The organism is Sphingomonas fuzhouensis (assembly GCF_034659795.1).
Taxonomy (GTDB): Bacteria; Pseudomonadota; Alphaproteobacteria; order Sphingomonadales; family Sphingomonadaceae; genus Sphingomonas; species Sphingomonas fuzhouensis.
Window position 1 is genome coordinate 64,599 of sequence record NZ_JAXSQY010000002.1, and the last position, 21,154, is coordinate 85,752.

Below are 21,154 nucleotides of genomic sequence, written 5' to 3' on the forward strand. Positions count from 1 at the left end.
GAGGATAGCAAGGTCGTTTCCTCACCATCCTCCGGCAGCCACTCAGTGCGACGGCGCGTCGCCGAACAGCGACCCAATCCGACGCAAGGAGAAGAGATGCGCGAAGATCAGCGCCAGCGCGCCCGATTGAACCAGCTTGCGATACTGGTCGCCACGCAGGCTCTTCAGCTTTTCTTCCGACACCATCTGAAAGCCACGCAGGATACGCGGCGTGCCGTCCTCGCCAGCCACGCTCGCCTCGGCTTCGATTAACAGATCGAGCTCGCGCAGTTCGGCCACGAAGCTTTCGGTGCGCCGGACCGCCGCCTCGAATTGCTCGCAAAAAGCCAGGATGGCGCGGGCTTGGTCGGTGGGTTCATCCCCGGCGAACAGATTGCCTGCCTCGCCCTCGATCAGTCGGCCGCTTTCACCGTCAAAGCACAGGGTCAGGTCGGTCGCCTTGTCGTCGAGCCTGGCGAGCAGGAAGGGATAGCGGCGAACATAGGCCGGAATGTAACGCTCCGCCTGCCAATGCCCCTCACTATCGACATGACGGTTCTTGCCGCCCGGCATACCGGTCATGACCACCGGCATCGGGTTCTCGCCGCTGGAGAAGACGATCGGATAATCGGCTTGGGCAGCGATGAACTCGTCGGTGGTCAACACGATCGCGGGACTGTCGGCCGCGAAGCCAAAATCAGGGGTGGCCTGCTCCTCGAAGATAAGGGCGCTGTGGAGCTGGCTCATCAAAGGGGTCACCGCCTTATAGAATTGCGGCAAGGTCTGGGTTTGGGTCTGTTCAGGGGTCTGGTCGGTCATATCATTCGCTTTGGTTGAACGTTCGGGATATTCGGCAACGAGGGCTTAGCTCTCGTCTGCCACGTCGGAGGCCGGAGCCGGAAAGGCCTGCGCCAAATGGCGCAGCGAGAAGAGGTGGGCGAAGATCGCACCTTGTGCGCCCGTGCTCATCAGCTTGCGCAGAGGCTCGGCCCGCAACTGACGCAGCCGTTCCTCATCGACCATGCGGTAGCCGGGAACCGTGATCCGCCCGCCCGCGCCATCATCGAGTCGCAGATCGACCAACAGGTCGAGTTCGGCCAGCTCTTCCATGAAGCCGCGCGTACGACGCACCGCAGCCTCGAAGCTCTGGCAGAATTCGAGGATCTGACGGGTCGTCTCGCTGGGATTATCGTCTTCGCCGAACAGATTGCCCTCGTCCCGATCACTCAGCCAGGGGCAGGCACCATCGAAGCACAGGCTCATCTCATCCAGTTCGGGGTCGAGCCGGGCAAGGAGAAAGGGATAGCGGCGAACATAGGCCGGAACATAGGCTCCCGGACGCCACGCCCCCTGGGCGTCAACGAACTGGTTGCGCTGACTGCCGGGCTGGCCGGTCAAGACCATCGGCCTTGGTGCATCCCCGCCGCCGAACACGATCGGATAATGCATGACGGCGGAAGGAAACTCGTCGATCGTCAGGTCGATCGTATCCGCCCGCACGGCAAAGCCGTAATCCGGTGTTTCGGGCGCATCATAGGCCAGATGACGATGAAGCCGGCTAATCAGCGGCGTCACGAAGCGATAGAAGCGCGGCAGCGGCGCGCTAGGCATCGGTGTCATGGAGTTTCTCGCCTTTAACGAGGGGTGGTCGGCGTTGCGGCAGGCTGAGCCGGACGCGCCTTGGCCCAGGCTTGGTTGCGTGCGGTCATCACCTGCATCGCCTGCGCGAAGCCGTTGAGCGACAGCGGCAGGACAACCGGCTTGCCCGAGCGGTCGGCGACCGCGATCAGTCCCTTGGTCGCCTTGAAGAAGGGTTCGATTTCGGCGCGGGTCATCACCCGGTCGATGAAGCAGCCGTCCGGTTCGCAGCGGGTGATGCGAAAGCCAGGTACGTCGGTCTTCTCGTCCAGCCGGATCAGCGGCGCGGTCTGGACCAGCACGCCGAGCGGCACTTGGAACTGGACGCCATAGCGGTCGCCCTGGCCGGCATAAGCGAAGGAGAAGCGAAGCTGCTGGGTATCGCCTTCCTTGCGCTGGACACCTTGCACCACTTCGCACGGCGGCAATTCGGCGCGCTCGACGCACAGAACCGACCAATCGCCATAGCGCTCGGGTTGTGCGGCGGGGGCCGACGGCGCGGGTGCCGTGGCTTGCGGTGGTGTCGCGGTCGGCGCTCCCGATGTCAAAGCGGCCGCAGCCAATAGCGGAATCATCGTGTCTTTCCTTCCTGTGTTATGGGGAGTCTGGCCACCGGCCAGGATCGCGGAGTTACGGCCGAGCATGTCGGCGAAAGCGGCGGCAAGGCCTTGGCGGGCGAGCGGAATGTCCTGCGAGCCCGCGATGCGGTCGCGAAAACGAACATAGATGTCTGGCGCACGAGCCATCTCTTGCCCCAGGGCCAGCGGCAGTACCGCTCCGGCAAGGCAACGCACCGCGTCGCAGTCGATCACCGGCAGTTCCAAGGGCGTGGTCGCGCCAAGTTGGAGCAAGGCCCCCCGTCCCCTTACCAAGTTAGGGGGCAGGGCCAGTTGAATGGCGCAACGCGCTTGTCCGTCACGACAGCTCAGCGAGACCTGCAGGATCGGCCGCCCGGCGCGTGCGCTATCCTCGACACGCTGTGCCACCTGGCAATAATCGGCCCGGCCCGTCGTGTTCGGACACTGCACCGACCATGCGCCATAAATGGCGACGGGCGGAACCGAAGGGGGTGGGCTGGCATCCGCGACGGCCGGGATCGCGGCGGAGGCGATCAGAGCCGCCGCCATCGCCTTTTCCCAACCCGCACCGGACATCGCCCGGCGCTTAGTTGCCGACATAATAGACCGCGTTCCCCAGATTCGTCTGCGGCACCACCTGGCGATAGACCGCCTTGGCGTCCCGATCGCCGAAGCGCGCGGTGACATAAGTGGTGTCGGCCTGGGACGTCATGACCGCGTCGGTCAGCATGCTGCCCGCCCCGCCCGCAATCGTGGCGTCGGCTGGCTCACCCTGAAGAAGCGCCGCGACGCCGGTCGCACCGGTAGAAACGGGGGTGTTCGCCATCGCTTCGAAGGCCGGGGCGCCAGGCAGAAGACCGCCGACGGTCGCCGGGCCACCGGTGAACAGGTTGCCAGCCCCGATGAACGTTGCCCCCAATCCACCGCCCGAAGCGGAACTGATCGCAGCGGCGCGTGCGGCCAAGCTATCCGCCGCAACCCTTGCCTGATCGATCAAACCGCCCGCCGTGCAGGAGCCGGAAATCTTGCCCGACCCGGATGTGCACGACACCGTACCGCCGAAATGATTGCCGCTATTGGTCAGCGTGATATCGCCGACCGCGTTCAACACGGCATCACCCGTGACCGTGACATATTGATCCTGCAGGATGCGGCCCGCCCCGCTCTTGCCCGCCGTCACCGACAGGTTGCGTCCGACGGTGGTTGGCCCGCGCAGGACAGCATCGCCACCCGCTATGATCGTCAAATCACGCGAAGCAGTGGTCCCGCCGGCACGCACGGCCTGATCACCGACCAACGTCACATCGCGTCCCGAAATCGACAACGTCTCAAGATCGGCCCCGCCCTGATGAATTGCCACGTCGCCCATCATCGCGATCGCACCGCCTGTCTGCGTAAAACCGTCAAGGACCGTCACATTGCCTGCGCCGGTCAGCGCCCCGCCCCGCTGGATCAGGGTGTCGACGCTCAAATCCTTGGCGATGACCAGGTTACCCTTGAGCAGAGTCAGGGCGGTATCCGTGCTGCTGGGAACGGTGTCGGCGTCCGGGGTGGTGAGCAGCCGGTCGATCGACACGCGCTCCGCCCCGTCAAAGCTTATCGCCGTGCTGGCCGGAAGGACGACGTCGGCGACATTGGCCCCATCAGGGATCGCCCCCCCCGCCCAGTTGGCGGGATCGAACCAGCTCTTGCCGTCACCCTTCCCGGTCCAGACGACGCTTGCCAGGCGGGTGATATCGGCAGTCAGCCCGGTCGGCTGGACGATGGTATAATTCCCAGCATCTGCGCCTCCCAGCGTATAGCCCGAGGCAACGACAACCTTGTTCGTGCCGACGTTGCGATCATCGAACCGGGCGACTGCCCCCGTGGTGACCAGGGCAACGGTATCAGGCGCAAGCGCCGTGACGAAGCCGCCCGAGGCCGAGGCCGCATCACCACCGTCATAGACCTTGTTCGCGACCGTGACGCCCTGCACGCTCAACGGCGCCGGGGTGATCGTGGCGGTCAATCCGGTCGGCTGAACGACGCTGTAATTCCCCGCATCGGCCCCGCCGAGCGTATAGCCCGAGACCGTCACGGCCTTACCCACGCCTGCCATCCGGTTGGCAAAAGCACCGCTCACGCCCGCCGTGTCGAGGGTCACGCTATCGCCTGCAAAAGCGGTCACGCTACCCCCCGAAATAGCCGCGAGGGTGGTGGCATCATAAACCTTGTCGGCGGCGCGCGCGCCGGTGACGAAGAGCTGCGCCGGCGTGATATCGGCGGTCAGCCCGGTTGGCTGGACCAGCGCATAATTACCGGCATCCGCACCGATCAGAGTCAGACCACTGACACTGACGGTCTTGCCGTTACCGACATTCTTGGTCGCAAACCGCGCCTGTGCGCTGCTCGCATCGAGCTGAACCGCATCCTGGGCCAAAGGCCGCACGTCGCCCCCTGTAAAGGTCGCGTCGGTGCCCGCATCATAGCTTCTGTTCTGAATCGTCATTCCATCCACCACCAGCGTTGCGCGCGTTATCGTCGCCGTCAGCCCGGTGGGCTGGATCAGAGTATAATTGCGGGCATCCGCACCCGAGATGGCATAGCCCGATGCGGTCACCGTCTTGGCGGTACCGACATCCTTGGTCGCAAAACGCCCACTGGCTCCTGCCGCCGACAAGGTGACGACATCATCGCCCAAGGCGTTCACCGTGCCGCCCATAAGGGTCGCGGCCGTCGTCGCGTCATAGACCTTGTCGCGTGCCGTAACGCCCAGGACCGCGAGATTGGCGGGCGTGATATCCGCCGTCGTGGTCAGCGCGGTGGAGACAAGCCGGTAATTCCCCGCGTCCGCCCCTGTCAGCGTGCCCATGACGTCAAGCGTCACGCGCTTGGCGGTGCCGACATTCTTGTCTGCAAAGGCTCCGGTCGCCCCGCTCAGGTCCAATCCGACCGTATCGCCCGCCATCAGCCCCGCAAGCGACAGTCCGCTGACATCGACCTGTGCCGCGACGCTCGCGTCATAGACCTTGTTTCGAGCGGTGAAGCCGCCCGCCAGCGTCAGTGAGGCCGGGGTGATCGACGCGCGCAATCCGGTGGGCTGCACGAGCAGGTAATTGCCCGCATCCGCACCCGAAATGGCGTATCCCGACGCTGTCACGGCCTTTCCGGCTCCGACATTCTTGTCGGCGAAGCGCCCGGAAGCACCGCTCGTCGACAAGATCACCACATCCGCACCCAGTGCCGACACCGTGCCACCCGACAGAGCGGCATCGACGGTCCCGTCATAGACCTTGCTCAGCGCGCTCACGCCCTGCACCGTCAGGCTGGCGCGGCTGATATCCGCGCTCAGCCCGGTCGGCTGGATCAGGGTATAGTTGCCAGCATCGGTCCCCGAGATGGTGTAGCCCGACGCCGTTACCGCCTTGGCGGTGCCCGCGTTCCGGTCCGCGAAGCGACCAACCGCTCCCGCCGTCGACAGCGTCACCATGTCGCTGCCCAATGGCCGTACCATGCCGCCCGTCAACGTGGCGACGGTCGTCGCATCATACACCTTGCCGAGCGCGGTCACACCACTCACCGCCAGGTTGGCGCGGCTGATATCCGCCGTCGTGGTCGGAAGGGCCGAGACGACCACATAATTGCCCGCGTCCAGACCGGTCAGCGAGCCCGTCGTGCTCAGCGTGACGATCTTGGCCGTGCCGACATTCTTGTCGGCAAACGACCCCGTCGCGCCGTTCAGGTTCAATCCGACCGTATCACCGGTGAGTACACCCGCGATCGACAGCCCACCGACATCAACCTGCGCCAGGGTCGTCGTATCATAGACCTTGTTTTGCGCTGTAAAACCACCTGCGAGCGTGAGGGACGCAGGCGTGATCGACGCGCTCAACCCGGTTGGCTGGGCCAGTACGTAATTGCCAGCATCGGCACCCGAGATGGCATAGCCCGACGCCGCCACCGCCTTGGCGCTACCGACATTCTTGTCGGCGAAGCGTCCGGCTGCACTGCCCGTCAGGAGGGTCACGACATCACCGGGCAATGCGCTCACCACGCCGCCGGTCAGCGTCGCATCGACACCGGCGTCATAGACCTTGTTCTGTGCGGTCACGCCCGTCACGGCCAGTGTCGCCTGACTGATGTCCGCCGTCAGTCCGACCGGCTGCGCCAGCAGGTAATTGCCAGCATCGACACCCGAGAGGGCATAGCCCGAAGCAAGCACGGTCTTGCCCGTGCCGACATTCTTGTCCCCGAACTTGCCGCTGGCCCCGATCGTCACCAACGTCACGGCGTCGCCACCGAATGCCGTCACCGATCCGCCGCTAAGGCTGGCCAGTGTGTTGGCATCATATGTCTTGTTCGCCGCACGCACGCCTGCAACCGACAGGGTCGCAGGCGTAATGCTTGCCACCAATCCGGTCGGCTGGACCAGCATATAATTGCCGGCATCCGCCCCCGAAATCGCATAGCCCGATACGCTTACCCGCTTGCCGTATCCGACATTCTTATCGTCGAAGCGCCCCGTAGCGCCCAGGGTCGACAAGATCACGACGTCCTGGCCCAGCGCCGTCACCGTGCCGCCGGACAGTGCCGCCGTCGTCGTGGCATCATAGACCTTGCTCTGGGCAGTCACGCCCGTCACGCCCAAGATGGCCTGAGAAATATCCGCGGTCAGGCCTGTCGGCTGAACCAGCGTATAGTTGCCCGCATCCGTACCCGAGATCGCATAGCCCGAGGCCGTCACCGCCTTGCCCGAACCGACATTCTTGTCGGCGAATGTGCCGGTCGCACCGCTCGCCACCAAAGCGACCACATCGCTGCCCAGCGCTGTCACCGAGCCGCCCGTCAGGCCCGCAGCCACATTGGCGTCATAAACCTTGCTGAGCGCGCTCACGCCGACGACACGCAACGTCGCAGGTGTGATATTGGCAGTCGTCGTCGGAGCAAGCGCGCTATAGCTGTAATTGCCCGCGTCGGCACCGCTCAGCACGCCTGCCGTGCTAAGCGTCACGCGCTTGGCTGTGCCGACATTCTTGTCCGTAAATTGGCCCGTCGCCCCCGCCAGATTGAGGGCTACCGCGTCGCCGTTCATGACACCGGACAACGTCAACCCGGTGGTATCGACCCGTGCCGACGTCGTTGCGTCATACACCTTGTTCTGCGCCGTGAAGGTTCCCGCGAGAGCCAGCACGGCGGGTGTGATCGTCGCGGTCAAGCCGGTCGGCTGGGCAAGCGTGTAATTGCCTGCATCCGCACCGGAGATCGCATAGCCCGACGCGCTCACCGCCTTGCCCGCCCCGACATTCTTGTCCGCGAATACGCCCGAAGCGCCGTTCGTGGACAATAGGACAACGTCATGGCCCAATGCGGTTACCGTGCCGCCCGACAGCGCCGCCGTCGTCGTGGCATCGTAGACCTTGCTCTGCGCGGTCACGCCCGTCACGGCCAGGACGGCCTGGGTGATATCCGCCGTCAGCCCTGTCGGCTGAACCAGCGTATAGTTGCCCGCATCCGTGCCCGAGATCGCATAGCCCGACGCCGTCACCGCCTTGCCGGAACCGACATTCTTGTCGGCAAACGAGGCCGTCGCACCGCCGGTCACCAGAGCGACCACATCACTGCCCAGCGCTGTCACCGCGCCGCCCGTCAGGCCCGCAGCTACGCTGGCGTCATAAACCTTGCCGAGCGCGCTTACGCCGACGACATTCAGCGTCGCAGGCGTGATGTTCGCGGTCGTCGTCGGTGCCGACGCATTGAAGACGTAATTGTCCGCGTCCGCGCCCGCCAACGAGCCCGCCGTGCTCAATGTCACCAGCTTGGCGTTGCCGACCGTCTTGCTTGCGAAATGACCGGTTGCGCCGTTCAGATTAAGCCGGACATCATCGCCCACGACGGCATTGGCCAGGCTGAGACCGCTGGTATCGATCGACGCGATGGTGGTCGCATCATATACCTTGTCTTGCGCGGTGAAGCTGCCGGACACCGCCAGCGTACGAGGGTCGATCGTCGCAGTCAGGCCCACAGGCTGGATCAACGTATAGTTGCCCGCATCCACGCCCGAGATGGTGTAGCCCGACGCCGTCACCACCTTACCCGCGCCCACATTCTTGCTTGCGAAGCGGCCGACCGCGCCGCTCGTGGACAGCGTAACCACGTCACTGCCCAACGCAGCTATACCGCCGCCGGACAGGCCCGCTGTGTCCGTCCCGTCATACGTCTTCGAGGAGGCTTTGACACCGGTGACGGTTAGATTGGCCTTGGCGATATTCCCCGTCAGTCCGACCGGCTGGATCAGCGCATAGTTGCCCGCATCGGTTCCTGAAATGGTGTAGCCGGATGCGGTCACCGCCTTGCCGGTACCGACATTCTTGGTCGCAAAATTGCCGGTCGCGCTGGTCGTGACCAACGTCACGACGTCCCCGCTCAGCGCCGCAACCGCTCCGCCCGACAGCGTGGCCGATGTACCGGCATCATAAACCTTGTCCGCAACGGTGACGCCCGTGACCAGGAGGCTGGCCTGCGTGATGTTCGCGGCCAGTCCGGTCGGCTGGATTAGCGCGTAATTGCCTGCGTCCGTCCCCGAAATGGCGTAGCCGGAGGCGCTTACCGCCTTGGCCGTCCCGACATTCTTGTTCGCGAAACGTCCCACCGCGCCGCTCGTCGACAGCGTGACCACATCGTTACCCAGGGCCGTTACCGATCCACCAGACAGGTTCGCTGCAGTCGTGGCATCGTAGACCTTGTCCGCCGCCGTTACACCGGTGACGGCCAGGCTGGCACGCGTGATATCCGCCGTCAGTCCGGTCGGCTGAACAAGCGTATAGTTACCGGCGTCCGTACCCGAGATGGTGTAGCCGGAGGCCAGCACGGACTTGCCCGTGCCGACATTCTTATCCGCGAAGGCACCAACCGCGCCAGTGATGACCAGCGTCACCGCGTCGCTGCCGAGCGGCCGCACCGATCCGCCTGTCAGACTGGCAATCGTCGAAGCATCATAAACCCTGCCGAGCGCGCTTACGCCGACGACGTTCAACGTGGCAGGCGTGATGCTGGCCGTCGTTGTCGGGGCCGAAGCCGCAAAGCTGTAATTGCCCGCATCGGCACCGGTCAGCGAGCCCGCCGTGCTGAGGGTCACGAGCTTGCCCGCCCCGACATTCTTGTCGGCAAAGCGGCCGCTTGCCCCTGCCAGGTTCAACCCGACATCGTCTCCCGCCACTGCGTTGGACAAGCCCAAACCGCTGGTGTCGATCGATGCCGTGGTCGTCGCGTCATAGACCTTGTCCAGCGCGGTGAAACTGCCCGATACGCCCAACGTGCGTGCAGTGATGTCCGCCGTCACGCCGGTCGGCTGGATGAGCGCATAATTGCCTGCATCCGCCCCGGAAATGGCGTAGCCGGAGACGCTTACTGCCTTGGCCGTCCCGACATTCTTGTTCGCGAAACGTCCCACCGCGCCGCTCGTCGACAGCGTGACCACATCGTTACCCAGGGCCGTTACCGATCCACCCGTCAGGTCCGCTGCGGTCGTGGCATTATAGACCTTGTCCATCGCCGTTACACCGGTGACGGCCAGGCTGGCACGCGTGATATCGGCGGTCAGTCCAACCGGCTGAACAAGTGCGTAATTGCCCGCGTCGGTCCCTGCGATGGTGTAGCCCGAGGCCGTCACCGCCTTGCCCGTCCCGACATTCTTGTCCGCAAAGTCGCCGGATGCCCCCGTTTTCACCAGCGTCACGACATCGCTGCCCAATGCGCTCACCACGCCGCCCGACAGACCCGCGGTCCTGGTCGCGTCGTAAACCTTATTGGCTGCGGTCACGCCCGAGATCGTCAGGCTGGCCTGGGTGATATCCGCCGTCAGACCACTCGGCTGAACCAGCGTATAATTGCCCGCATCAGTGCCTGAGATGGTATAGCCCGAGGCCGTCACCGCCTTGCCGGTCCCGACATTCTTATCCGCAAAGGCCCCGCTCGCCCCGGTCTTTACCAAGGTCACCACGTCGCTGGCCAAGGGGTTCACCGATCCACCCGTCAGGTACGCGACCGTCGAGGCATCATAGACCTTGCTGGATGCGCTCACGCCAGCAACGGCCAGCGAGGCTGACGTGATGTTGGCCGTCGTCGTCGGAGCCGAAGCAGTGAAACTGTAATTGCCCGCGTCGGCCCCCGTCAGCGCGCCCGCCGTGCTGAGCGTTACGGTCTTGGCAACGCCGACATTCTTGTTTGCAAAACTACCGGTCGCCCCGCTCAGGTTCAAATGGACATCGTCACCAGCCACCGTATTGGACAGCCCTAGGCCGCTGACGTCGATGACTGCCGCGGTGCCCGCATCATAAACCTTGTTCTGCGCCGTGAAGCTTCCCGACACACTCAAAGCACGAGGCGTGATCGTGCCAGTCAGCCTGCTTGGCTGAACCAGCGTATAGTTGCCGGCATCGGTGCCCGACAGGCTATAGCCAGAAGCCGTAACCGTCTTGCCGGTACCGACATTCTTATCCGCGAACAGGCCTCGACCGTCTGCGAGAACGACCGTATCGCCCGATACCAGGCCGGATAGTGCGCCTCCGTTCAGCGTCGCAGCCGCCGTACCATCATACACCTTACTGGTCACCGTAACGCCGGTCACGGCCAACGTCTTGGCGGTGATGATCGCGGAGACGCCGTTTGTCGCAGACAGTGAATAGTTGGAGGCCAGCCCACCATTGCTGCCATTGGCCAGCGTATAGGCGACGCTCGTCGTATAGCTGCCGACATTCTTGCTCGACAGCGTACCAGCTGTGCCGGTCACATCCAGCGTCTCGCTGCCGATCAGCCCCGACACGGTGCCGACGTTGACCGCACCGGCACTCGTCGTCCCGTCATAGGTCTTGGCCGTGATGCTGGTGCCACTGATCGACAGCGCCTTGGCCGTGATCTCGGCCGACACACCGCTTGTCGACGTCAGCGTATAATTGGACGCCAAGCCGCCATTGCTGCCATCCGCCAGCAAATAGGCGACCGTCGTCGTGTAGCTGCCGGCATTCTTGCCCATCAGCGCCGCCGCCGTGCCAGACACGTTCAGCGTCTCGCTACCGACGAGGCCCGACAGACCGCCAATGGTCAGCGTACCCGCGGCCGTTGTCCCATCATAGGCCTTGGACGCGATGCTCGGCGCGCCGATCGTCAGCGATTTGGCTACGATGGCCGCCGATACGCCACTGGTCGATGCCAATGTGTAGTTGGAGGAGAGCCCACCGTTGCTGCCATCCGCCAGCGTATAGGAAACCGCCGTCGTGTAACTGCCGACATTCTTGCCCGTCAGTGCCGCCGCCGTGCCAGACACGCCCAGCGTCTCGCTGCCGACCAAGCCCGACAGACTGCCGATCGTCAGCGTACCCGCGACCGTCGTGCCGTCATATGCCTTGGACGCAATGCTCGGCGCGCCGATCGTCAGCGATTTGGCCGTGATCGTACCGGTCAACCCGCTCGGCTGCGTCAACGTGTAATTGCCCGCGTCCGTACCTGAAATCATATAGCCCGACACGGTGACGGCCTTGCCCGATCCGGCATTTTTGTCAGCGAAGTTGCCGGTTACCCCTGTCGTCACCAACGTCACGACATCATTGCCCAGTGGGCTTACCGCCCCGCCGGTCAAGGTCGCCGTCGTCGTGGCGTCATAGACCTTGTCCACGACCGCAACCCCTGTGACCATAAGGCTGGCTGGCGTGATGTTCGCGGTCGTCGTCGGGGCCGATGCGGTGAAGGTGTAATTTCCGGCATCAGCGCCCGTCAGCGAGCCTGCCGTACTCAGCGTAACGACCTTGCCATTACCGACATTCTTATTCGCGAAGCTGCCGGTGGCACCCGTCAGGCTCAGGTGCACATCATCCCCGGCTACGGCGTTGGAGAGGCCGAGACCACTCGTGTCGATCGACGCCGTCGTCGTTGCGTCATAGACCTTGTTCTGTGCCGTAAAGCTGCCTGAAAGATTCAAGGTCCGCGCGGTGATATCGGCCGTCAGACCGGTAGGTTGGACCAGCGCATAGTTGCCCGCATCCGTGCCCGAGATCGCATAGCCCGACGCCGTTACCGCCTTGCCCGTTCCGACATTCTTATTGGCGAAGGCGCCGACCGCATTCGCCGTCGACAGCGCAACCACGTCGCCACTGAATACCGTGATCGTTCCACCACTAAGGCCTGCAGCAGTCGTGCCGTTGTAAATCTTGTTCGCCGCACTGACGCCCGCGATGACGAGCGAAGCGGGTGTGATCGTGGCCGTGGCGGTCGGAGCACCTGCCCCCAATACATAATTGGCTATATCCGCACCTGTCAGAACGCCTGTGGCGCTCAGACTTACCGTCTTGTTGGTGCCAGCATTCTTGTTGGCGAAGCTGCCCGTCGCCCCGCTCGTCTTCAGGGAAACCGCGTCACTGCCCAGGACGCCGGACAGTGTCAGACTGCTCGTCGTCACCGCTGCCACTGTCGTCGCATCATACGTACGATCGCTGGCCGTAAAGCTACCGCCCAACGTCAAGGAGGCAGGCGTAATCGTCGCCGTGGCGGTCGGAGCGCCCGCTGCCAACACGTAATTGCTCGCATCCGACCCTGTCAGCACCCCCGACGCGTTCAACGTGACCGTCTTGTTGGTGCCGACATTCTTGTTGGCGAAGCTGCCCGTCGCCCCGCTCGTCTTCAGGGAAACCGCGTCACTGCCCAGGACGCCGGACAGTGTCAGACTACTCGTCGTCACCGCTGCCACTGTCGTCGCATCATAAGTACGGTCGCTGGCCGTGAAGCTACCACCTACGGTCAGCGAAGCAGGTGTGATCGTCGCCGTTGCAGTCGGCGCGCCTGCCGCCAATACATAATTGCCCGCATCCGCGCCGGTCAGCACGCCGGACGCGCTGAGCGTGACCGTCTTGTTCGTGCCGACATTCTTGTTGGCGAACTGCCCCGTGGCGCCGCTTGTCTTAAACGACACGCTATCACCGGCGAAGACGCCCGTCATCGACAGGCCATTCGTCGCGACAGAGGCCAAGGTCGTGGCGTCATAAACGCGATCACTGGCGACAAAGCTACCCGACAGCGTCAATGCGGCTGGCATGATCTCGGCGGAAAGCCCACTGGTGGAACCGAGTGAATAGTTGGAGGCTAGCCCACCATTGCTGCCATTGGCCAGCGTATAGGCGACGCTCGTCGTATAGCTGCCGACATTCTTGCTCGACAGCGTACCAGCTGTGCCGGTCACATCCAGCGTCTCGCTGCCGATCAGCCCCGACACGGTGCCGACGTTGACCGCACCGGCACTCGTCGTCCCGTCATAGGTCTTGGCCGTGATGCTGGTGCCACTGATCGACAGCGCCTTGGCCGTGATCTCGGCCGACACACCGCTTGTCGACGTCAGCGTATAATTGGACGCCAAGCCGCCATTGCTGCCATCCGCCAGCAAATAGGCGACCGTCGTCGTGTAGCTGCCGGCATTCTTGCCCATCAGCGCCGCCGCCGTGCCAGACACGTTCAGCGTCTCGCTACCGACGAGGCCCGACAGACCGCCAATGGTCAGCGTACCCGCGGCCGTTGTCCCATCATAGGCCTTGGACGCGATGCTCGGCGCGCCGATCGTCAGCGATTTGGCTACGATGGCCGCCGATACGCCACTGGTCGATGCCAATGTGTAGTTGGAGGAGAGCCCACCGTTGCTGCCATCCGCCAGCGTATAGGAAACCGCCGTCGTGTAACTGCCGACATTCTTGCCCGTCAGTGCCGCCGCCGTGCCAGACACGCCCAGCGTCTCGCTGCCGACCAAGCCCGACAGGCTGCCGATCGTCAGCGTACCCGCGACCGTCGTGCCGTCATATGCCTTGGACGCAATACTCGGCGCGCCGATCGTCAGCGATTTGGCAATGATGGCCGCCGATACGCCACTGGTAGAACCGAGTGAATAGTTGGAGGCCAGCCCACCATTGCTGCCATTGGCCAGCGTATAGGCGACGCTCGTCGTATAGCTGCCGACATTCTTGCTCGACAGCGTACCAGCGGTGCCGGTCACACCCAGCGTCTCACTGCCGATCAGCCCCGACACGGTGCCCGCGTTGACCGTACCGGCACTCGTCGTCCCGTCATAGGCCTTGGCCGTAATGTTCGTACCGCTGATCGACAGCGCCTTGGCCGTAATCGCTGCCGACACACCGCTTGTCGACGCAAGCGTATAATTGGACGCCAAGCCGCCATTACCGCCATCCGCCAGCGTATAGGAAACCGCCGTCGTGTAACTGCCGACATTCTTGCCCGACAGCGCACCAGCCATGCCCGACACGCCCAACGTCTCGCTGCCAACCAAGCCCGACAGACCGCCAATGGTCAGCGTACCTGCGGCCGTTGTCCCATCATAGGCCTTGGACGCGATGCTCGGCGCGCCGATCGTCAGCGATTTGGCTACGATGGCCGCCGATACGCCACTGGTCGATGCCAGGGTGTAGTTGGAAGCAAGGCCACCATTACTGCCATTGGCCAGTGTATAGGCGATGCTCGTCGTATAGCTGCCGACATTCTTGCTCGACAGCGTACCAGCGGTGCCGGTCACACCCAGCGTCTCGCTGCCGATCAGCCCCGACACGGTGCCCGCGTTGACCGTACCGGCACTTGCCGTCCCGTCATAAGCCTTGGCCGTAATGTTCGTACCGCTGATCGACAGCGCCTTGGCCGTGATCGCTGCCGACACACCGGTTGTCGACGCCAGCGTGTAATTGGATGCCAAGCCGCCATTACTACCATCCGCCAGCGTATAGGCGACCGTCGTCGTGTAACTGCCGACATTCTTGCTCGACAGCGCCGCCCCGTTGCCGGACGCCGTCACCGTCTCGCTGCCGACAAAGCCCGACAATGTACCGACGGTCACCGAACCGGCGGACGTTGTTCCGTCATAGGCCTTGCTCGCGATCGTCGGTGCGGTGACCGACAACGTCTTGGCAGCTATCGAGCTTGCGGTGTTGGTCACTGTCGAAGCGATCGCATAGCCGTATACCGGCTTAGTCGCTTGACCGTTCGACGAGGTAACCGTGGCGGAGACGCCGACGGCGGTCAGCGTATTGTTGGCCACTACATTCTTGCTGCGGAAGCTGGCGCCGGTCGATCTAATCGAGGCGGAGTCGCCACTGAATGTGCCGCTGACGGTCAAGCTGGTGATAGAGCCAGAATCACTACCGTCATACGTTTTGCTATAGGCGCCAAGTGTAGCGGTCAGTACCGGTGCGACTCTATATAAAAGACCATTGCCGGTCCCGCTTACCGGCACATTATCGACATTGTACTGCTTGAAATCGAAGAGTAGACCGCCGACAGTATCGTTCGCAGGCGAATCACTACGAATGTCCCAGTTACCGTTCGGGGCCGATAGAGCGTTGGCTCCGGCGTTATTTTTAAATATTGGCGCACTTAGAGCGAGGGCAACGCGCTGACTACCGTTCGCACCGCTGGCCGTTAGGGTATTACCATTCGTCAATATAAGGGCACTACCAGGGGAAATGCCCTGATTCTGAATTGTCAGCGTCGTGGCCGAAACAGACGCAAGTGTAACATCGCCGCTCGTACGGTTGGTCAGCCCCGCTCCATCTGCCAGCGTTAAGTAGAAATCATTTTTACTCGTGATAGAGGTACCCGAGGCCATCGTTACGACCGCTGCACCGGAATCTCGCTGCGCGTCCACCGTACCACTTGAGGTCGGAACGTTCGCTGCCATGCTAACAGTCCCAGCAATTGATATGCTAGCATTGATTAGCAGCGAACGACCGGCATAAAGCTCAAGAACACCGGTAGCATTTGGTGAATTTATCGCACTATTGAAATACAGGTCGTTCGATGACTGAAGCTTTACTCCCGTACCACTGTCCAATTGCGCAGCGACATCCGATGCCTTAACATTTTGGACTCCGTTCGTCTCGGATTGATTGACATCTCCAACAATCAAGTTCTTTGGATCGAGCAATAGATATCCATCACTGGCCTGTACGCGGCCGAGGTCAGCGCGGTACAGATTATCCTCCGACGAGATTTCGACCGCGCCGCCGCTGCCCTTCGCCCCGCTGCCGCGTGCGTCGATCGCGCCCAGGAAAGTCGTCTTTGCATTCGACCAGACAATCGCCGTACCGCCCCGCCCTTCGGATGAGGCGACATTGATCGTGGTCGCATCGTCGACGAAATTCTCATTCGCCTTGCTCAGTTTGGGCATGGTGCCCCAGCGGCCGAGAAAGCTTTGGGTCGAGGCTTGGGTCTCGTCCGGGGTCTTGCCGCCCTGGAACGGACCACCGAGCCGGACAAGACCGCCACCGCTACGCCCAGTTGCCAGGACAGTCGCACCCACCAGCAGCATGTCGGTCGCTGTCATGTCGATCCAGCCACCCAGGCCATAAAGCCCGTCCGCAATGTAGCGCCCCGAAATCCTCGCACCGTCACGGATCAACGAACGGATCGTGCCGCCATCGATCTTCCCCGAGACATCGGTGCGGCTATCGCTATTTTCGAGCAGATTTTCCGCGGCATATGTCACGTTCCCGCCAGAGCCGAGTTCGGATAGCGCCCGCGTCGTGCCGCCCAGCGACAACAACCCGTCGGACTTGACGGCAACCGTGCCGCCGGTCTGCTTGACCCCGGTCGAGGACGCGTCGATCAACCCACCCAGGCCGACGCTGCCGCCGGTGATGGTCACGCTGCCGCCGGAGGCGCCTGCCGCCGAGATCACCGATCCCGTCTCGGTCCCGATCCCGCCCGGGCCGGACAGGGTGATGACCCCGCCTTGCGCCGAGACGGAATCCGCGCGCACGATGCCCGACACGTTGACCGACGCGTTGACCACGTCCCGCGCCGCCGCCGCGCTGAGCAGGATCTTGCCGCCCTGCGCCGCGATGGTGCCGTCATTCTCGACCAGCGCCTTGATCGGCTTGCCGCTCGCATCCTTCAGCGTATCGGTGATCGCGTCGGATGCGGCGAAGCGCACGAGACCGTCGCCATAGAGGTCGATCCCGAACCCCTTGCCCGCCGCCAGCGACACCCGCCCCATATCGGCCATGATCAGCCCGGAGTTGCGGACATGCGGTGCCACGAACGCCGCCATACCGGCGTCGCGGATGGTGATCCGCCCCTCCACGACGATTTCGGCCTGGTCGTTGCCGCCATCGCTGAAGCGCAACAGCGAATCGCCGCGCATGAAGCCCTTCGCGTCGATATCATGGGTCGAGACGATCAGCCCCGCCGTATCGACCTGCGACCCCTTGCCGAACAGCACGCCGTTGCGGTTGATGAGCACGACCTGGCCATTGGCCTTGATCGAGCCCAGAATGGTCGAGGGATCGCTACCCGCCACCCGGTTGACGGTGATCGACTTGGCATCAGGCTGTTGAAACACCGCCATGTCGCCGTCACGAAGCGAGAAGCGATCCCAGTTGACGATGGCGCGGTCGCTGGTCTGGGTGATCGTCGTCTGCGACGTCCCCTGTCCGCTGATCGTCGCCTGACCACCCACGACCTGACCACCGGAAAGCTGGGCGAAGGCCGGGGTGGCATACATCAACGCCCCCGCCGCGACCGTGATCGCGATCCCGCTCGTGCCACCGTACCAGCGCTTGCCCCTGTTCATCATCACACTACGTCCTGGAAAAAATCGATTGGCCCACACGGCCCGCGGCCGGACTCCCGAAGCGGCCGCGGGCGGTCAAAAGCGGAAAGAGATGTTGCCGAGCAGCCGCCCGCCACGCTCGAGCGGACTGCCGCTCGGCGCCTTGACGATCCGGCTTGCCTCAATGCCGCCGCTGATATGCTCGGTCAGGCTCAGCCGGAGCCCCAGCCCCGCTGATGCGGCAGAAGCGGTGCGCCGCTCGCCGGGCAGCAACCGGCCCTGCTGCCAGACCTGCCCGGCGTCGACGAAGGTATAGGCCTGCATACCGACCGGCATGTCGCCGATGCTTGCGGGCGCGCTCCAGCGCAGCTCGACGCTGGAAAGCAGGCAATGGTCGCCGACCATGGCGCCCGCATCGAAACGCCGCCCGAAGCGGCGACCACCATAGCTGCACTCGGCCGAGCTGTAGAGCGGCCCCCGTGCGGCCGCCTGGGCCTGCGCGGCGATCAGTGTCGATACCTGGCCACCCGCGACGCGCGCGATGGGCTGCAGCCGCTGCACCTCCATGGTCAGCAGCAGATAGTCGAGCCGTCCATTCGCCCGGCTGTTGCCGCGCGCGTCGAGCTTCTTCAGCCCCTGCTCCATCCCCAGCCGCAGCGAACTCGCCGCCTGATGCGCATCGGTGACGTCATAGGTCAGCGCCGTCACCACCGAACGCAGCCGATCGCGCATCTCGGCGCGGCCGAGCAGTTCGGAGTCCGTGTTGGCGATGGCACCCCCCACCTCGACCGCGAGATTTTCGGTTCGCGACCGGATGAAGGGAAAGCTCAGGCTGGCCCGACCGGTCATCGCACTGCCCTGATAGTCGAGCAGGCGCAGCAGCGGCGTGGTCGGGCGGGTATGCGAATAGCTGCCCGATACTGCCAGCGACAGTCCGTCCTGGTCGAGGATCGAGACATAGTCCCCCGACAGGTTCCAATACGCATTGCTGGCAATGCTCTGATAAGCCCCCAGCCGCAGCCGATCTCCGCCGGTGAGCAGCGCATTGGCCTCCACCGTGCCGCCCACGACATGGGTGCCCAGCGTGCGCGGCATGAAGCTGTTATAGCCGACATCCATCGAACGGCGCTTGCGCGCGATATCGATGGTCAGGATCGAGCCGCCCACCACATCGGGGGCGGGCGACAGCGTCGCGCGCGCGGTGACGCCTGGCACGTCGTTGATGAGCAGCAGATAGCGCTCGAGATCGGCATTGCGTAAGGGTCGGGACTGGCGAATGCGCTCGGCAATATCCGCAACCGGCCCTCGACCGAGTAGACCACTGGGCAGTTTCGCGCCCGTAAAGTCGATCCGGCTGACAAAGCCCTCCACCACCCGGATGGTGATGATGCCGTCCCTGATCTGCTGTTCGGGCACCACCCCGAACGAAATGGCATAGCCCTTCTTCGCATAGAGCCGCGTCACGGCATTGGCGAAGCGGAACACGTCCTCGACGCTGACCTCTTCGCCCGGCGCATGCTTCCATTCGCGCATCAGCCGCGCGACGGGGATTACCGTGGCCCCCTCGATGTGCACCTCCCGCCAGACAAAGCGGGTCGCAGCGGCGGCTTCGGGTGCGGCCTGTTGCGGCGAGGCCTGGATCGCCAGCGGCGCCGAGGGCACAGGCTCGGGCGTGCGCGCGACATTGTCCTGCACCCGGTTCGGATCGAGCGTCGGCGGCACGACCTGGGGCGGCACACCCTGCGCCAGTGCAGGAGCCGCCAACATCAACCCCAGGGGCAACGTCGTCACACTGCCCAGCCCCCGGATCGAAAGCCGATATGAACGCAGTCGAGGGCGGAAAGAAGGGGCATCGGATAGGAACACGGGAACCTCTACAGACGGAACCCGCCAGTTGGCGGGACGCAGAATAGGAAAAAGGGAAAGCGCGGATGACGTCGCAACCATGCGGGGGCGCTGCATCAGCGCATGGCGCCTGGGGCCTCGGACCCAGCAGTCCAACCCTGTCGCCACAACCGGGTCAGCGAAGGCTTGGCGTGGAGATAGCCCTGCTGCCAGGACACTCCGGAAGATCGGACGAAATCGGCCTGCGCCGCGGTTTCAATTCCTTCCGCCACGACCTCGGCACCAAAGGAACGGGCCAGTTCGACCAATTGGCGAAAGATGCCCGCGTCCCGCGCGCTCAGCGTCGCCCGATCAAGAAACAGGCGGTCGATCTTGATGATGTCGGGCGAGAAAATGAGGAGTTGGCGGATCGAGGCGAAGCCCACCCCGAAATCGTCGATCGCGATCCGGCATCCCAACGACTTGACCAGGGACACGAACGCCACCGCCCGGTTCATGTCGGCCACAAGCGCTGTCTCGGTAATCTCCCAGACCAGCCGCCGGGCGATATCGGGCCGCCGCCCCAACCGCTCGAGAATCTCGCTCCAGGATTGCGTACAGGACAAGCTTTGCGCCGAGACATTGGCCGCCAATGTTACGCCGGGTGCCGCTTCCAACTCGTCGATCACCGAAGAGACGACATAGCGATCCAACGCACAGACGAAGCCCAGTCGTTCCAGGGCCAGCAGCAATGGCTCCGGCGAACCCGTCGCGCCATCGGGATCGCAAAGACGACACAAGGCCTCGTGATACAGGACCGCATCACTGCCGGATCCGTCGATGACGGGTTGCCAGTAGAGCACCAGACTCCGGCCGCTTTCCGTCGCCCCCCCATCGCGCGGAGCCAGGAGCATGGGCAACACCTCCACCGCCAATGCCATATCGGCGCGGTAGAGCGCCGCCGCGTCCGCCTCATTTCCGATCGACGGACCGCCGAACGGGAAGATTCGGCCGCCCTCCCGACCGCCGACCGCCCAATCCCCGGACAGCCAGACGCCCAGAGGCCCCGCCTCGGTAGTGATCGGGCGCCCCAAAGTCGCCGAGCAGAAAGAGGCCAACCAGATCGGGAAGAGCGCCTCGGCGGCCTCGCCTTCCGCGTCCTGGCCCACCCCATGACTTATGCCGGCGAGCAACGTGTCCGCGCCACCTGACATGACATGGCTCGTCGCCGGCAACGCCTCCACCAGCCGACGCCGGACTTCAGTCGCGACCGCTGCTGCGACCGTCCATCCATAAGCGCGGTCGATATGATGGAAATTGCAGATGCGCAGGGACAAACGCACCCTCGCCGCCCCAGCCGCACGAACAGCCAGGCCCGGAACGAACGCTCCCCCCCGCCACTCCATGCTGCCGCGCCCTGCCTGTATCATCACCCGCACCCCCCGGAAACGCGCCTGTCAAGGCGCCTCGCCGGTTACAGTTTAGCCAAGAGTGTATCAGCTGTGCCGTGTCTGCTCCCTATCAGTTTCCGCAGCGCCCATCCTAAATACCGCCCATAATGTGAAGA

The 21,154-nt window shown here is 63.8% G+C and carries 6 protein-coding genes; all 6 read right to left on the reverse strand.

Features of this window, described 5'->3' with window-relative positions; genetic code table 11:
* Window positions 1–42: 42 nt before the first annotated feature.
* Window positions 43–798, reverse strand: coding sequence for a SapC family protein (locus U1H82_RS05130; protein ID WP_322963856.1), 756 nt, complete (start codon window positions 796–798; stop codon window positions 43–45).
* A 45-nt stretch (window positions 799–843) separates the two neighbouring features.
* The gene (locus tag U1H82_RS05135; protein ID WP_322963857.1) at window positions 844–1,599 is read right to left on the reverse strand and encodes a SapC family protein; all 756 of its coding nucleotides are present in this window, start codon (window positions 1,597–1,599) and stop codon (window positions 844–846) included.
* A gap of 14 nt (window positions 1,600–1,613) precedes the next feature.
* Window positions 1,614–2,795: an invasion associated locus B family protein gene (locus tag U1H82_RS05140; RefSeq protein WP_322963858.1), complete on the reverse strand. Its 1,182-nt coding sequence runs from the start codon at window positions 2,793–2,795 to the stop codon at window positions 1,614–1,616.
* Window positions 2,782–17,787, reverse strand: a complete 15,006-nt coding sequence (locus tag U1H82_RS05145; RefSeq protein ID WP_322963859.1) for a YDG domain-containing protein — start codon at window positions 17,785–17,787, stop codon at window positions 2,782–2,784. Before U1H82_RS05145 ends, U1H82_RS05140 begins: the two co-directional genes overlap by 14 nt.
* 72 nt (window positions 17,788–17,859) lie before the next feature.
* Window positions 17,860–19,554, reverse strand: coding sequence for a ShlB/FhaC/HecB family hemolysin secretion/activation protein (locus tag U1H82_RS05150; protein WP_322963860.1), 1,695 nt, complete (start codon window positions 19,552–19,554; stop codon window positions 17,860–17,862).
* A 170-nt stretch (window positions 19,555–19,724) separates the two neighbouring features.
* Window positions 19,725–20,924, reverse strand: a complete 1,200-nt coding sequence (locus U1H82_RS05155) for an EAL domain-containing protein (RefSeq protein WP_322963861.1) — start codon at window positions 20,922–20,924, stop codon at window positions 19,725–19,727.
* Window positions 20,925–21,154: the final 230 nt, after the last annotated feature.

Bases quoted from the DNA above. Each gene is read 5' to 3' on its own strand.
- U1H82_RS05135 (WP_322963857.1), bottom strand. From the start codon at position 1,599: ATGACACCGATGCCTAGCGCGCCGCTGCCGCGCTTCTATCGCTTCGTG.
- U1H82_RS05145 (WP_322963859.1), bottom strand. From the start codon at position 17,787: ATGATGAACAGGGGCAAGCGCTGGTACGGTGGCACGAGCGGGATCGCG.
- U1H82_RS05130 (WP_322963856.1), bottom strand. From the start codon at position 798: ATGACCGACCAGACCCCTGAACAGACCCAAACCCAGACCTTGCCGCAA.
- U1H82_RS05140 (WP_322963858.1), bottom strand. From the start codon at position 2,795: ATGTCGGCAACTAAGCGCCGGGCGATGTCCGGTGCGGGTTGGGAAAAG.